This is a genomic window from Sphingobacterium thalpophilum (genome assembly GCF_901482695.1).
In the GTDB taxonomy this organism is placed as follows: domain Bacteria; phylum Bacteroidota; class Bacteroidia; order Sphingobacteriales; family Sphingobacteriaceae; genus Sphingobacterium; species Sphingobacterium thalpophilum.
On sequence record NZ_LR590484.1, the window covers coordinates 5,890,242 to 5,907,304 of the forward strand.

At 44.1% G+C, this 17,063-nt stretch carries 11 protein-coding genes; 4 read left to right on the forward strand and 7 right to left on the reverse strand.

Annotated features, from left to right (window positions below; translation table 11 throughout):
* Positions 1-220: 220 nt before the first annotated feature.
* Complete coding sequence (locus FGL37_RS25055) at positions 221-2,614, forward strand: ABC transporter permease (RefSeq protein ID WP_028068668.1); 2,394 nt, start codon at positions 221-223, stop codon at positions 2,612-2,614.
* Positions 2,615-2,642: 28 nt separating this feature from the next.
* On the opposite strand, the gene FGL37_RS25060 is transcribed toward FGL37_RS25055, so the two are convergent.
* Genes FGL37_RS25060 through FGL37_RS25080 form a run of 5 tightly spaced genes read right to left on the reverse strand, consistent with a single transcriptional unit; the run spans position 2,643 to position 9,532 of the window.
* A complete protein-coding gene (locus tag FGL37_RS25060) occupies positions 2,643-3,947 on the reverse strand; it encodes a TolC family protein (RefSeq protein ID WP_028068669.1) in 1,305 nt (434 codons plus the stop codon).
* A gap of 32 nt (positions 3,948-3,979) precedes the next feature.
* A complete protein-coding gene (locus FGL37_RS25065) occupies positions 3,980-6,397 on the reverse strand; it encodes an ABC transporter permease (protein WP_028068670.1) in 2,418 nt (805 codons plus the stop codon).
* 46 nt (positions 6,398-6,443) lie between these two features.
* Entirely contained in the window at positions 6,444-7,145 is a 702-nt protein-coding gene (locus tag FGL37_RS25070; protein WP_028068671.1) for an ABC transporter ATP-binding protein, read from the reverse strand.
* 16 nt (positions 7,146-7,161) lie between these two features.
* Positions 7,162-8,289: a transglutaminase-like domain-containing protein gene (locus FGL37_RS25075; protein WP_028068672.1), complete on the reverse strand. Its 1,128-nt coding sequence runs from the start codon at positions 8,287-8,289 to the stop codon at positions 7,162-7,164.
* A gap of 1 nt (position 8,290) precedes the next feature.
* Positions 8,291-9,532: an efflux RND transporter periplasmic adaptor subunit gene (locus FGL37_RS25080; RefSeq protein WP_028068673.1), complete on the reverse strand. Its 1,242-nt coding sequence runs from the start codon at positions 9,530-9,532 to the stop codon at positions 8,291-8,293.
* 160 nt (positions 9,533-9,692) lie between these two features.
* Between FGL37_RS25080 and FGL37_RS25085 the strand changes: the two genes are divergently transcribed.
* Both FGL37_RS25085 and FGL37_RS25090 read left to right on the forward strand, forming a co-directional pair.
* On the forward strand, positions 9,693-11,036 hold the full coding sequence (locus tag FGL37_RS25085; RefSeq protein WP_028068674.1) for a sigma-54-dependent transcriptional regulator: 1,344 nt from the start codon (positions 9,693-9,695) through the stop codon (positions 11,034-11,036).
* Between the two features lies 1 nt (position 11,037).
* Complete coding sequence (locus tag FGL37_RS25090) at positions 11,038-12,369, forward strand: sensor histidine kinase (protein ID WP_028068675.1); 1,332 nt, start codon at positions 11,038-11,040, stop codon at positions 12,367-12,369.
* Positions 12,370-12,491: 122 nt separating this feature from the next.
* On the opposite strand, the gene FGL37_RS25890 is transcribed toward FGL37_RS25090, so the two are convergent.
* A complete protein-coding gene (locus FGL37_RS25890; protein WP_232048775.1) occupies positions 12,492-14,621 on the reverse strand; it encodes an endo-1,4-beta-xylanase in 2,130 nt (709 codons plus the stop codon).
* Between the two features lie 100 nt (positions 14,622-14,721).
* Positions 14,722-15,414: a carbohydrate-binding protein gene (locus FGL37_RS25105; RefSeq protein WP_138097080.1), complete on the reverse strand. Its 693-nt coding sequence runs from the start codon at positions 15,412-15,414 to the stop codon at positions 14,722-14,724.
* A 461-nt stretch (positions 15,415-15,875) separates the two neighbouring features.
* On the opposite strand from FGL37_RS25105, the gene FGL37_RS25110 reads away from it, so the two are divergent.
* Complete coding sequence (locus FGL37_RS25110) at positions 15,876-17,042, forward strand: SusC/RagA family TonB-linked outer membrane protein (protein WP_051606505.1); 1,167 nt, start codon at positions 15,876-15,878, stop codon at positions 17,040-17,042.
* The last annotated feature ends 21 nt before the right edge of the window (positions 17,043-17,063 follow it).

The following is a 17,063-nucleotide window of genomic DNA, read 5'->3' on the forward strand; positions in this document are numbered from 1 at the left end:
CGAAATGTCCACTAACGAACATCAACCGTTCGAAAACGAACATATAATAGACTTATCATATTCACAATTTACTATATTTCAACCTATTAAACAATTGGCAAACGAATTGAAAAAGCCAGTTGGCTATATCCAGCCTCCGCTGGTGGTATATTTTAAACAGCTCACTGATCAGCATTTATTTGCCTGGTCACTGACAAAAAATCAGATTTAACACAATGTTATGCTAAAGACCGTTTGGAGATCCATATTAAAGACCAAATCACTGAGTGCTATACACATCATCGGGTTGGCAATATCTATCGCAGCCGCGACGCTGCTATTTTTGACCGCCATGTTTGAATTGTCTTTTGACAATTTCCATCAGGATAGCGACCGTATTGCGATGATTTATAAAAGTTCGGAGCCACAAACAGGGAAGAAAAACGAATTGTCTATGCCTACCCCCCTCGCCCCGCAACTGAAGAAGGATATCCCTAGCATTGCCTATATTACCCGGTATGCAAACAGCACAATCACACTAAAAAATGGAGACAAGGAGTTTTCGTCCAACAATCGTTTTGTTGATATTGACTTCTTCCAGATTTTCGATTTTCCGTTTATTGCAGGCAACAAACACGCACTTTCTGATCCGGGAAATCTGATATTGACGGAAAATATGGCCCATAACCTGTTTGGCACCACGGATGTAATTGGCAAGCAGATCGAAGTCAATAATGGTGGTACTTGGCAGACCGCTACTGTCGGTGCTGTTTTAAAAAATATTCCTGCGAATTCGAGTTTGCGCTTTTCATCTTTGTTTCGCTATGAAAATCGGCCAGGATATCAAGAGCAGACCCAACAATGGGAGAATATGAACCACGAGGTATTTGTCAAAATGAAAAGCGAATTGAACAAGCTCAATTTCTCCAAGGAAACTCAGGCATTCACCGCACAGTTTTTTAAATCTGCGATTGACCGTCTCAAGAGGGACGGCGCAAAAGCAGACGCCGAGGGCAACTATTATAGCTTTCATTTATTACCACTGTCCAAACTTCACTCGAATGATTTTGGTACGGGCTCCTCCATCTCAGCCAGCTTCCCATGGGTTCTCTTGCTGATTTCGGCTCTGATTTTATTTATTTCCGCTTCCAACTTCGTCAATCTTTCCTTAGCCAATTCAATCAGTAGAAGGCGGGAGATTGGAACCCGAAAAACGCTGGGCGGTACGACTTGGGATATCGTCTACCAACTTACTTTGGAATCATTTCTCCTTTGTTTCATTGCCCTTTTGCTCGGCTTGACACTCGTGTATCTATTCCTTCCCCAGTTTAATGCGATGATGAATTATCAGCTGAAACTTCTGGAACTCCTGAACCCAAAAAATCTGATTATTTTTACTGCTGTATTTTTGATATTATCCCTAATTGCTGGTGGTCTACCAGCTTTTAGCGCGGCCCGCACCAATATCATTCTATCTTTGAAAGGTTCAGACAAAATCAAATCTTCGCGTCTCCGAAGCACTTTGACTATCCTGCAATTCGCCATTTCGATTATTTTGATTATCGCTACCATTGTGATCAGTTCCCAGATGAATTATATTGCGCACAAACCACTTGGGTTTAATAAAACAGAGGTAATCAGTATTCCTATTGGGTCTGGAATCGACAAAGAGGATGCCCTCCGCCAGATGCGTACGATCTTGGAGCAACAGCCTTGGGTGAAATCCGTGAGTGCCTCGGACTTTAATATAGGTATGGGCAGGGACGGCTCCCTTTCCACAAGCATCTTCGGTTTTGAACATCAAAACAGAGAAATTAAAACCAACTATATGCGAGTGGATTATGATTATCTCAAAACACTGGACATTAAATTGATCGCCGGAAGAGACTTTGACAAAAAATTCACCACCGACAGCAATGCGTTGATCATTAACAAAGCCATGGCCGCACAATTTGGCGGCGCCGATCAGGTGCTTGACAAAAAAATAGACATTAATGGCGGGAGCACCGTGATCGGAATTATGGATGACTTTAATTTTCGGGATCTCAGAACAGCAATTGAGCCATTAACTATTTCGGTAAATCCCAAGGTATTTACAGTCGAGTATATCTTTGTTCGTGTTGCGGCTGGCCAAGTTTCCCTGACTTTGGATAAAATCAACGACATTTGGAAAAAATTGAATCCGAAAGCCAGCATTCCTGCCTCCTATCTAGATGAAAACACACAAAATCTCTACCAATCGGAAAGGACATTCTCAAAAATTGTGATAAGCGGTACAGGTATAGCGATCATCATTTCCTGTTTAGGACTGTTTGGGCTAGCTTTACTATCCATAAACACCAGGATAAAAGAGATCGGTATACGCAAAGTCCTCGGATCCACCGTTTCAGGGATTATCATATTACTTTCGAGGGATTTTATTCGGCTGGTCCTGATCGCCTTTCTGATTGCCGCTCCATTTGCTTGGTGGACGATGCACAACTGGCTGCAGACCTTTGCCTATCGGATTGATATCCAATGGTGGATGTTTGTCCTGGCCGGAGGACTAGCCATCACAATCGCCTGGTGTACCATTGCCTGGCAAGCATTTCGAGCAGCCAGTACAAACATTGTCGAAAGCCTAAAGGACGAATAAAATTGCTGTTGCGGCGACGAAATAGACGCTATTGCATAGTATTGACCATTTCTATTGCCATCAATTTGTATAAATGGTTTTTTAACAAGTCATACGAAGCCGAGAGTACCTGGTTTTTGGCCGCTTTGTAAGCCGAAATATCCACCCTGCCAAATTCAAACTTGGTACGCGTAGTTTGCAGTGACTTTTTTGAAGCTTCCAGATGCTCATATAGGACTGGATATAGGCCCTCGTATTGCCTTATCTTTTGTTGTTCCTGTTCATACCTATTGTCGAGATCCAGTCTGGTTTTTTCCAGAATGAGCTGTTGCTCCTGCATTTCAATCCGTTTCACCTTTCTGGCCCGCATGCGGTCGCCGCGGGAGAATAACGGAACAATGAGATTCAGCCCCAAAAATTGATTTTTGTTATTGCTCAACTGATTATCAAATTTTAGAGAGGTATCCCACACATCCTTTATCTTATTGGAATAGAAAGTGCCGAAAGAATATGAAAGCGTGAGCTTTGGAAGCATCGGCCCGAGCAATTGCTTATACTCATGCTCCAGCCGCTCCCTTTTCGTTTGTTCCAATCTGATCTTGGGATGCTCAGAAAGGTTTGTACGACTCTGCTGTAGTACGATTTCCTCATGTACCAACACCATATCATCCGGTTTTAGGACATTATCATTCATCAGTTGTAACAAGGCCAGCTTTTGATTTTCCTCATCTTGAATAGTCTGTTGCAGTATCTTTTTTTCTTCCGTATAAACGACCCGAATGTCGTACATGTCACTTTCGGACTTCGCACCCTCAGCCACTTCCTGACTAATCCGTTCCACCTGCTCCTGAGAATTCCTCAGCTGTTCTTCAATCACTTTTTTCCATTCCTGAGCCGCCAGAGCATCGTAATAGGTCTGAATCAAGTTCATCTGGAATTCCCGCTCGATGACAGATCTGCTTTGTAGGCTGATGATATGATCGTCGGCCTGAAGTGTTGACTCCCATAATTCAGCAAAATTAAACAGGTTGATAGATCCGTCAAGTCCGAAATTGTCAGACTGTATATTAGACTCAATACGGGCGTTGGATGCCGGATCGATGGTGGATCCAAAATAGTAGTTGTGCGATATACTTCCTGAAATCTGCGGTAAAAAACGGCTAGCTTTACTGCGCCGCCCTTTCTCGGCACGCATCACCTTCAGTTGCTCTATTTGAAATTGTAGATTGTTATCCAATCCGCGGCGGATGCAGTCCTTCAATGTGACGGTAACCGTCTGTGCTGCAACCGTTACAGGCTTTACGCAGCACAGGATCATAAATCCGAAAATAAATATATTTAACAGTCTATCCATGTTTAATTAGATACGCCAAACGAGTAAGCGTCTTATTCGTATTTAAGATAAGTAAGTGAATTGATCCTGGTCGCTGCAATGGCTTTGCTCAGTACTACCGCCAAGGTCAATCCCAGCATCATCAGCAACGAGACCGGAAAAGCGTAGAGAGGAAGCTCGATGCGATAAGCAAAATTGCTGAGCCATTTCTGCATCAGGTAGAAGCTCGGTAAAACCGCGATTACAAAACCGGCAACCAGCAGCACCAGGTATTGTTTAATCAGATTCACGACCAATTCTCGCGTTTCAGCGCCCAGTACTTTCTTAATGGCGATCTCTTTATATCGGCGTTCCATCGTATAAGATGCGAGCGCAAACAACCCCAGTAGCGAAATGCTGATCACCACGACCGTCAGAATATTAAATACGTTGCGTTGTTTCACATACTGTTGATAGGTCCTTGCAAACGCCTTATCCACAAAATCGTACGCAAACGGGCGTTCGGCATCCACATTCTTCTTCCAGTAGCTTTCAATTGCCGAAATAGTCTTATCCATGTGCTCGGGTTTGACCTTGACAACTAAAGAATTGATATTACTTTGCATCCACGGAATAGTATTAAAATGGAAAATTGTCATCGGCGGGACTTTATTGTCAAGACCAAAAAGATGAAAATCGTCCACAATACCTACGATAGTCAATTCTTGGCCGTTCCGGTTAATCTTTTTGTTAAGCGGATCTTTCTCCCCAATAGCTTCCAGTGCAGTTTTATTCAACAGTACGGAATGGATTGTATCCGAAGACAGAGATGGTTGTAATTTTCTTCCCTGTACTATTTTGATCCCATACATATCCAGCGTATTAAAATCGATTGCAATATTTTGCGATTGTACATTCTTATCTCTATAGATAATAGCGGACGATGATGCAGCACCCGTGCCGATGACAAAACTGGAGGTACTCACATCCGCGACACCGGCAATTTTATTCAACTCTTGTCTAATTTGCTGATACTGTTTGAATTTATTGTTGTATTGATTTGGCCATTCGATGCTTATTATCTGATCACCGTTAAAACCAAGATCTTTTTCCATGGCGAATTTTACCTGTAGAGATACGACGATCCCCGAAATGATAAAGAAGGTGGCTATACAAAATTGGAGCACAATCATCGTATTCCGGATCCAGATACCTGACTGGCTTCGGGAAAAGTTGCCCTTGACGACCTTGAGAATTTCGAATTTCGCAATATACAGCGCTGGTAGGACACCCGCCAGCAGTATAATAACCAGTAGCAGGCCCAGAAAATGCAATCCATATTGTCCAAAATCCATTGCCAATTGTTTATCAAGTAAGCTATTATATAGTGGCAATAGCACTTCGACCAGCGCAAAAGTTAAGAGGATCGCAATCAAGGCGGTCAGAGCAGTTTCCAAAACCATCTGTAAGATCACATCTTTTCGAGTAGCGCCGATTACTTTCCGAACACCTATTTCTTTCGCTCTTTTCATGGCATATGCAGTAGAGAGGTTGATATAATTGAAAATGGAGATCACCAGGATGAGTATACATAAACCCACATTAATAATCAGAAATGTTCTATTTCCTTTTCCTTCAGGAAGTCCCGTAGGCATGTCTGATGCATCCAGACGGCTATTTGCCAAGATGGTCAGATGAAAAGCAAACTTGCCATACTTTTCCTCGTAAGCGTCCTTGCTAATTCCCGCCTCCTGGGCCTGTTGGTTTGTAAAAAATTCATCCATAATCACATTCAGCGACCGTTGGACAGCCTCCAGCTGTCCAACGGTTTTCGCCTTAACCAGCAGACCGTAGTTGAAGTCGCTCATATTCTTGGACTGAACGCCATTTTTAATCGTGTTATCCATATCATGGAGCAACATGTTTGGTTTAACGGATGTCTTATCGTTCAATTTATAGACTGCTGCGACAATACGTTCATTATTATAGGAATTGGTAATAATTTTTCCGATCGGATTTTCATCCCCAAAAATTTCTCTTGCTACCGAAGCTTCCAGCGCTACAGCTTTACTGTTCTCTTTGTATTGATTCAGGTCCCCCTGGACAATCTCAAAAGGAAAGAAATCAAAGAAATTCTGCTGTGCGTCTAAGATATTTTTGATGAAAGTCGATTTGCCTCGGTATCGATACGGCTCATTGATTGCTTGAGATGCATAGTAGAGGTAGCTATCAAGTTCCGCGCTTCGTTCTTTCAGCATCGCACCTAACGGCGCCACCATCCAGGCCCATTTGTTTTCCCTGAATTCAATGGTGACTTCTGCAATACGGTCTTTGTCGGGGACCCACTTGTTATAAGCATGTTCGTCTTCCCAGTACAATGACGCCAAAACCACGCCTGTCATTCCTATGGCCAAGCCAAGCACTGTCAGCAAGGAAAAAAGCTTATTCTGCAGAAAATTGTAAACAAATATCTTCAACCAGTTTTTTAACATGATCTATGTATTTTAAAAGAAATAGGTATTTCGTTGATTACTTGACTTAGGACTGAAACACATCCACCACCCGTTGATTGACTTTCTCGCTTAGGATCTCTCCATCCTTCATCGTGATGATTTTTTGGGAATACGAAGCATCGTGGGCCGAGTGAGTTACCATCAGGATGGTTGTACCTTGTGCGTGCAACTTGGTCAGCAGTTCCATCACTTCGTTGCCATTGTTGCTGTCCAGATTTCCCGTAGGTTCGTCTGCTAAGATGATTTTTGGATTACAGATCAGTGCCCTTGCCACGGCTACCCGCTGCTGCTGCCCTCCCGAAAGCTGTTGGGGATGGTGTTGTAATCTATGGGAGATATTCAATTTCTCGGCCATTTCCCTGACCTTTTGTTTGCGCTGCGCCGCAGGGACTTTATTGTAGATCAATGGGAGTTCTATATTATCGTACACATTCAATTCATCGATAAGGTTAAAATTCTGGAAGATAAAACCAATATTGGTTTTGCGCATCCGGGACCGCTCTACTTCGTTCATGCCGGCCACTTCCTTCCCCAGCAATAGATATGATCCTGAGCTGATCTCATCCAGTAAGCCGATAATGTTCAATAATGTCGACTTTCCACAGCCCGACGGCCCCATGATCGAAACGAATTCACCTTCTGCAATGTGCAGGCTAACATGGTTAAGCGCCCGTGTCTGCACATCTGCAGTGGCAAATACACGGCTTAAATCTTTTATCTGTATCATTATGTTGTTGACTGTATTAAGGTTTGACCCAAAATAAGTTGGGGTTGTTGGTTTTATAACGTGTAAATTTAGTCCCTGTATCCTGCCGTACCTGTTCCATATGCTGCGGCGTTTGGTTGAGGGCATCCAGAGGTAGCAGTTCGACATATTGGATATCTTTTACCGCTGCCCAGGTTTCAGCATTATAGCAGCTGTATGCCGGAGCTTCAATGCGGTATAGATTTTTTGCCATGTAATTTTCCAGATAATCATACTTCGTTTGTGTCACCTTATTGTTCCAGTTGGCGTCCGGATTTAAAATTAATGGCTGGTTGTTCACAAGGCGGCTTCGTACCTCAGCTACACCAAGCAATTCCCCCTTTTCATTCATTACGTAGGCATTGAAGGTAGGATCTATCCACACCCAACTATTGGTCTCCTCATTAAAGACCATATTGATAACATGGCAATCGTCAAACTTTAATTCCTTGGGCATACAGGTAATATATCTCGATTTAAAACCCATCGCCAGGTAGCATTCATTAAGCACCATAGCCATCATCCGGCAATTGACACCCCGGTCTTCCTCCTGACAGATCCGGATCAGATCGACCGTATTCTTCAATACGGGATTTTCACTTCCGCCATCATGACGGATAATATTGTGTACCCAGTTCATCAGGTTGATAAATTTAGCGTTCATCGATCCCTCGCCAGCGATCGAATCCAGATTAAATTTTTGTCTGATGCTCTTCAGCTCAGGACTTTCTTTATTTTGGTAAGTAAACGTTGGGACCTCGCGACGATCATCGCTATTATATTTCGCCGCCGCCTTAAGCTGATCCAGACGTGATGGTTGATACTCAACCCTTGTCCAAGCAGTATCATTTTTATAGATCACATTAAAGTCGACAGGATTCTTTTTATCGACTACAATACTTATCGAATCGATATCGGTATAAAAAGTCACCTTTTTAGCGGACGTCTTATATGGGTCCGGTTTCAATTCAGGTGAAATATTCCATGAATCTTTAAGGTATCGTCCATCCACGCGTATGGACATTTTCGGACCATTCGACCTGATACTCGGTCTTCCTTTTTGAGCTGTAGCGACCAGGCTAAATCCGATACAGGATAATAGAAGTAAATATTTTGCTGTCTTCATTTTATTTTGTTAATTCAATTTTTTCGATACTTTTATAATCATCATATTTTGAAATAATCACCTCGTCTCCAGTTTTCAGTCCGTCCAATACTTCATAATAATATGGATTTTCACGACCGAGCTGTATAAGCTTTTTCCGGGCTTGATTGCCGTCCACAACAAAGACATATTTTCCTTGGGCAACCGTGTTGAAGCTTCCTTTTGGAATCACGAGCTTATCTTCCCTTCCGGAGAGGATCAACTTGACACCAAAAGATAAACCCTCTTGCAGACCCGGCAGTTGTCCGCCACCAAAACCCAGTTCCACTTTAAACTGTCCGCTTTTTACTTCAGGCAGTATTTTAATGACCTTTACGTCTACTGATTTGCCTTTGTATTCAATCGTACCTTTTTGCCCCATATTTACTTTATCGAGATAAAACTCATCCACCATTGCAGTCAATTTGTAGCCTTTCATCACATCGATTTTTCCAATAGCAGTACCTGCCGGAATATTTTCTCCAAGACTGGCTTCAAAAGAACTCAGTCGGCCCGATACGGGAGCCACCACCAAGAAATTCTTCTTATTGGCGCGCAGGGTTTCCAAACTCCGTTCCATAATAGCCAGAGCCTGATTGATCTGTTTCATCTGCACCGCATTGGTCTCTTTTTCCCTTTGAATGCTCCGTTGGATGATGTCTTTGCGTTCATTTTGGTATCTTAATTTCTCCAGACCTGCAGCATACTCATTCTTGGCAAGAATTTTCCTGTTGTAAAGTTTATCGTTGAGTTCTGATTCCATCTTTGCAGCATTGTAATCGTGCTCGATCAACACCAGCTCCTTAGAAAGTTCAAGTTCCTGATTACGGATATTCAGCTTGGCTACGTTCAACTGGTTGATCTGCTCGATGATTCCGGTTTCTTGTGACAGATAGTTGAATTCCGTGTTCGGATTATAAATACGTGCGATAGGCGTACCTTGCGTCACCATCGCCCCGTTCTCTACATAACGCTCCTGCACCGACCCTCCTTCGACCACATTCACCAAAACGGTATTCAGCGGATCCACTTGCGCCTGGAAGAGGACAAAGTCCTCAAATGCATCTGTTTTAACCTTTTTGATCAGTACCTCACTCCGCTTTACCGCCAGGCTACGAGGCCTATTGATCAGGTAAACACTCATCCCCATAAATGCTAAAATTCCCAGACTTGCTATGGCTATAAATTGTTTTTTTCTATTTTTACGGGGTACAATGATATCCATTAGTTTAATAATTTTTCCTGAATATTAAATCATAATATTTATGCCATTGCATTTATAAATTATATCAAACTGGTATTCAATTCACTATAAAAATCTATTTTGAGCGTACTGTCCTAAACCGGACAATGTACGTACAGTTGTGTACAATTAATGACCCCAAATGAAAAAGATTCATACAGCCATACTCGTTGTTGACGATCAGGATGAAGTCCTGATTGCTGCAAAGATGATTTTAAAAAGATATTTCGAAAAAATATGTACGCTGAACGATCCGCGCAAACTTCTTTCCACCATCGCTACAGAGAAGATCGAGGTCGTCCTGTTGGACATGAATTTTCGGGTAGGTTACGAAGATGGTAAGGAGGGTATCTATCGGCTAAAGGAAATTCAGGAACATTTTCCGGATGTAAAATTAATTCTGATGACCTCTTATGGCCAGGTGGAGCGTGCGGTAGAAGGCATCAAACTGGGGGCTATTGATTACATGCTGAAGCCCTGGGAAAACGACAGGCTAGTCGACAATATCAAACAGGCGGTTCACCAATATCGTAAGAGTAAGGGTAAGGTTATCGGATCCAAACCTGAATTTTACGCTGGTGAATCCGAGTGTATACGACGTGTCTACAACATGGCAAACCGCGTAGCAAAGACCGATGCCAATGTCTTGATTCTCGGAGAAAATGGAACCGGCAAGTATGTCCTAGCCGAATATATCCATCAACAGTCAGACCGAAAAGCTGGCCCCTTTGTCCATGTGGACCTGGGATCACTCCACGAAAATCTCTTTGAAAGCGAGCTGTTCGGTTATGCTAAGGGCGCTTTTACGGATGCCATACAGGATCGACCGGGGCGCTTCGAAACCGCTGACGGTGGCACAATCTTTCTGGATGAAATTGGCAACGTACCACTTCACCTACAGTCCAAACTGCTTCAGGTCATCCAATCCAAAAGCAGCATCCGTCTCGGGGAAAGCAAACCCCGAGAGTTGGACGTGCGCATCATCACGGCTACCAACAAAGATCTCACCACAGCTGTGGAAAGACAAGAATTCAGAGAAGACCTCTATTATCGGATCAACACCATCAGCCTCGAGATCCCAGCCCTCCGCGAACGTAAGGAAGACCTTGGCGGAATGATCGACTATTTCTTTGATATCTTTTCAGAAAAATATCAGGTCGAAAAGCCACGAATTGATTCTGCCGTTATGGACAGGTTGAGCCAGTATCACTGGCCCGGCAATATACGTGAGCTCCAAAACCGTATCGAGCGCGCGACGATTCTTTCCGAGCAGGGCGCGGTCGACCTGGAGAGTTTAGGTATCAGTGAATTCATGCTGGACTTTCAGGCTGCCCGCGACCAGACCCTTTCTGATATAGAAAAGATCAAGATCGAACAGACGCTGTCTAAACATCTCGGTAATATTTCGCGTGCGGCGGATGAACTGGGACTCTCTCGTCCGGCATTATACCGTAAGTTAGAAAAGTATAACATCCAGCACCGATAATATGCAAAATAAAAGGGAAACATTACAGCTGGTCTTTAGGATCTTCCTGATGCTAATTGTTATATCAGCATCAGGATTGGTCTTTATGCAGTACTATTATTTTACAGGCATCCTATTCCTTTGTTTGCTGGCCGTGTTGATCGTTGAAACCTGTTTCTTCGTTGACCGTTATTTTTCCAGAATTGACAAGATCTTGTCGGCTATGCTGCATGAAGACTATTCGGCGGACTTTCAAATAGATACACGGAATCAGGCTGTACAGAACAGCATCAGGCTGTATAACCAGCTGCGTGAAAAAGAGAGTCGCTCTCGGTCTCAAAAATTACTGTACGACCAGATTCTGAATGGTCTGGACTCGGGATTGATCATCCTAAAGCTCAGCCCTCAGCCAACGCAGATCCTGTTCATGAACCAGTACTTCCAGCATTATTTTGGACTTCCAACGCTGAAGGATTGGAGCTTGATAGCCAACTATTTAGGGGAGTTTTACGCACTTCTTGAAGAACGTAAATTTGGAGAATTTAAAACGGCCCTGGATATCAGGGTCGACAAAGGCGAGCGCCAGACCTTTATACTGCAGACTTCACGCACACAGATTAAAGGAGACACCTATTATACGATATTGGTCGACTCCATCCATCGCGTGATCTATAGTAAAGAAAATGAAGCCTGGGTAAATGTCATGAAAGTTATTTCACACGAACTGATGAACTCGCTTGCCCCTATCCACGCGCTGGCGCAAAACATGAACGAGATCTTACATCAAGATCAATGGGATCAGGAAGATCTTCAGGATATGCAACTAAGCATCAAAACGATCATCAACCGCAGCAATCATCTGCGCGACTTTGTTGACCGCTACCGCAAACTCACCATGTTACCCACACCTGTACTACAGCAGGTCAAACTGAATGACCTCATCCATAACATGATGGCCAATTATCAGTATCTACTGGACGAACAGCGTATTCAGTTTACCACCCTGCTCGACGAGCAGCTGTACCCCCAGCTTGATCAGGCACAGTTCGAACAGGTACTGATCAACTTGTTTACTAACAGTATCCACGCCCTCAGTACGAGTAAGGTCAAGGAAATCCATATCCATACCTACCGTGACAACACACGTATCTTTCTCGAATTTATGGATTCGGGTCCGTTGATTGATACTGAAATTGTTTCCAAAATTTTCCTCCCTTTTTACACCACCCGCAAGGATGGAGCCGGTATCGGACTTTCACTTTCCAAATCCATCATCGAGGCTCATCAAGGTTATCTCTATTATCAGGTCAAGTCCGAGCGCAATTGCTTTGTCGTAGTGCTGATGGATCGATAATACCAGCTTCTTACCGTCTACTCTCGGCGTTCTTAACCATTCGAGGTGCCCGACAGGTCGGGCACAGCCGAGCTGCCAATGACGGCAGCTGCGCCTACTGGAATCGATTCAAGCTACTGAAGTCAGGAGGTCAGTCCATTTATAGGCTTTATACGTCCATCTTTATCGTATTCCAGCTCGACGACCTTCATGCTTCGCAACCAGGTTTTGCCGCCCGATGGCGCCGAGTCATGATAAAAGAGATACCACTTCCCTTTAAACGGCATGATGCTGTGATGTGTGGTCCAGCCCACCACCGGTGATAATAATATGCCTTCGTAGGTAAAAGGTCCATAGGGATTGTCCCCGATGGCATAACAGATCAGATGGCTGTCACCAGTTGAATAGGAAAAATAGTACTTGCCTTTATATTTGTGCATCCAGGAAGCCTCAAAAAAACGCTTCTCCGTGTCCCCCTGTTTCAGAGGTTTTCCGCTTTTGTCCAGAATGACCAAGTCGCGGGGTTGCTCCGAAAACTCCAACATATTTCCAGCTATCTTAGCCACCTTCGGCATCAGAGCAGGCGCTTCGGCAGGCGGTAATTCTATGGGCACAGTAATTTTATTGTTTCGATAAAACTGGAGTTGGCCACCCCAGATACCTCCAAAATACAAGTAATAACTACCGTCTTCATCCCTAAACGCACAGGGATCAATACTATAACTTCCCTTAATCGGATTCGCCTGTGGTACAAATGGTCCGTAAGGCCTTTCCCCAACTGCCACACCGATTTTAAAAATATCATTTTTGTCCTTTAAAGAGAAATACATATAGTATTTGCCGTCTTTTTCCGTAACGTCCGAATCCCACAGCTGCCGGCCAGCCCAGGGAATATCTTTTATCTCCAGGACCTTCCCATGATTGACCACCTTCCCACCGATATCCTCCATCGAAAACACATGATAATCCTGCATGTCAAAATGATCACCGCTATCGTTTTCTAGAATGCCGCTTTCTCTATCATGCGAGGGATATATATAGATTTTATGTTCAAAAACATGTGCGGATGGATCAGCCATATAGTCGTCAGGATACAGATACCTGCTCTTCCCCACTTTTTCCATTTTTTGTGCCTGCTGTGCCACACGGATGATATCCCTGACAAAAGATTTGGGCTGATAGTCGCGGTCAAATAGCAAGGGATAGTCCTTACGACCTACAATCGGCCAGTCATTTTTCCACGAGTCGCCGTCAGCAACGCCCCACAGTGTCACCCGTGAGATCTTGTCCTGATGTTTGAGGTACAACTTAAAGAAATCTGTATATCTCCTCCCAAGCTCAGCCATTTTACTGGCAGGCAAGCCTTTGTCATATGGATTCATCTTTTTACTGTAGGCATGACGTTCGCCAACTTCTGCCCCCATTTCCGGACGCACATGTGGCAGTACCGAGATATCCATCTCGGTCACCATCACCTGTACACCCAAACTGGCGAAACCCAATATCGTCTTCTCCACTTCTTCCAGTGCGGGGCTGTACAGGCCATTATGCTCCTGCATACCCACGGCATGCACTGGCACTCCGGTAGCCTTCACCCGTTGTACCAGCGCCATTATTGCCTTCCTTTTTGCAGGAATGGCGGTCGAATAATCGTTGTAATATAGTTCTGCCTCCGGGTCTGCTTCATGGGCAAATTTGAAGGCCAGTTCAATAAATTCCGGACCGATGATGTCATAAAATTTACTTTTTCGCCAATCACCATTATCCAGTATGGCCTCATTGACGACATCCCATCCGAATATCCTTCCCCTATATCGGGACACTACGGTCTGAATATGTTTGCGCATGCGGTCGATCAGCGTCGCCCGCGACACCTCTTTTCCGTTTTTGTCAACAAAAAACCATTGCGGAGCTTGCGAATGCCAGATTAGGGTATGACCGATCATTTGCATTTTATATTTTTCGCCGAATGCAACAAAACGGTCTGCATCCCGAAAGAAGAACTCACCTTCGCGAGGTTGCAAAAACATGCTTTTCATACAGTTTTCTGCCACAATGGAGTTGAATTGTCTCTTGACTACAGCTACCGCTTTGCTATTCCGTTCCCATATCTGCTCCAGATTAAGCGCCGTACCGATAAAAAATTTATGTTCGAACGCATCCTTTAGCCGCACCGAGTCTGCAGTAGGCTTCGCCTGCTGCCTAACGGCAGGGACAGGTGGTATACCCCATAGTGCCATCAGGGCCACGCCAATTGTTTTTACAATATTCATAATCATGTAGCTGAATAAGGGTTCTTGACTTGCCGTCCGTAATCTGTCTAAAATTGTCAGTATAGTTCCATACTATGCTGCCTGGACGTCATAGCCTGCTTTACCGCTGATTAAATTTCACACGATAGCTTTTCATCTGCCCGTTGTATGTACAATTTATCAAAGCTTGACCACTTAACGAATCAGCCTGCTTAACACGGATCTTGACCGCTGGATTATCCGAAGATGCTTTTACTACCGGAATATTTTCACTGCCCGACGCCACAGAATAAGCGACTTCGTAGGTATTATAGCCGATTAATCCATTGCTGTCTGTGGATCTCTCCGGAATAGAGGGAAGTTCCAGTCTTTGACCATTGACCGTAACATGCACAGTAGGTGATACTGGACGCTCAATTTTATGCGCTTTTGAGCTAAAACCAAGACCAATAAAATCAAACAATGCCTCACCATCCGCACCTTCTGCGACTAGGTACAGTGCATGTTTGCGATCCAGGTGATCAACATATTTTGATACGTCAGCGGTCAGCTTTGTCACGGCTGACTTCGCATTTGCCGGAACTGATATCTGCGCGATCTGCTTGCCTTTCCAGATATCATTGTCCCAAGGTCCGTCAAGCCACACATTGATCTTAAAAGCTCGAGAGGACTTGGGCGTAATAAATACATTAAAAGCTGTATTATTTCCCGGTCTGGTACCTTCAAATGCCTTCAACCCAAACTTATTCTGATCGAGGCCACCAAATCCAAAATATTTAAATCCGACAATAGTACCGTTTTTTAGATTTGTCACCGGCATATGGTTGTCCCAGACATCCCATGAATCCTGCTGCAAGCTTATATCAGAAAGATAGCAGGCGTATCCCGCGGAGTAGTACTGATAGGGATCCAGCCCGTAAAAATGGAAACCCTCCGAAGTGACCTCTGCAAAATATAAGCGGCAGCAACTACAGGCAGACAATCGGTCTCAATGGCTCCCTGAACTTTACGCGTACTTACGACGCCAAACACCATCTTTCAGCGATCCTCCTGGCCAACGCATTCCAGATCGGTACGTCCGGTAACTACCACAAGACCAGTAATGCCAATCTTGGACTACAGTTAGGCTACAACTATTCTGGTAAATATTATGTTGACTTCAGCAGCGCCTACAGTCATTCAGCAAAATTACCGCAAGGCAATAGGCAAGCCCTATCTCCCACCCTGGCACTTGCCTGGCGTCTGTCAGAGGAACATTTTCTGGCTGACAGCAAAGTGGTCAACGATCTAAGATTTTCCGTTTCGGCAGGTATATTAAACACCGATCTGGACATTACTGACTATTACCTCTATCAGGGCTATTACACCTACAACGAGGCCTCATGGTATAGCTGGAACGATGGTCAGCTTGTCCACTCTTTCGACCGGCGCAGAGGCGACAATCCGAACATGAAATTTCCAAAACGTAAGGAATTCAACATCAACCTTGAAGGGGGCCTCTTCAACAACCTGATTACATTCAATACCTCATACTTTCTTAATCGGATGAGTGGCGGCCTAGTTCAGGCTTCAACACAATACCCCATGTACTTTATGACGTATTGGCCGGTTTACTCGGATCTCCCTTATGTGAATTTTAACGATGACGAGCGACGAGGAGTTGATTTTGGAATCAATCTGAACAAACACATCAATCAGGCATATGTGTCCTTGGGCTTCAATGGAATGTACTATACCACAAACGCAGCAAAAAGAGACGAACTCTATCAGTATGCTTATCAAAACAGAACTGGCAAGCCGCTGGATGCCATCTGGGGATTACAGCATGAAGGCTTTTATAGCAGCCAGACCGATATTGACAATTCTCCATTTTCCTCATTCGGTGAAGTCAAGCCTGGTGATATCAAGTATAAGGATCAGAATGGGGACGGCACCATTGATACACGCGACGAAGTTTATTTAGGTAAAGCTGGATTTGCCGGTGCTCCACTTACATTAGGTGCCAATCTAACAGTCAAATGGAACAACTTCACACTGTTTGCTGCAGCAACGGGACAATTTGGTGCCAAAGCACTCAAAAACAGCTCCTACTTTTGGGTAGACGGCGAGGACAAATATTCGGTCGTGGTACGTAATCGCTGGACAGAGTCAACCAAGGAAACCGCAACTTATCCGCGTCTCACCACTTTCAATAGTGACAATAATTTTCGCAGTTCAGATTTCTGGCTGTATAAGACCGATCGCATCAACCTGTCGAAAGTGCAGCTATCTTATGACTTCCCCAAACGTATGTTCCATTCCAAGTTTATACACGAACTGGGAATATATGCCAACGGAGCTAACCTACTGACCATAGCCAAGGAAAAAGAAACCATGCTGTTAAATGTCGGACAGGCACCACAGACGCGATTCTTCAACCTGGGACTGAAGGCGCTATTTTAATCATGCATATTTAAGACAAGA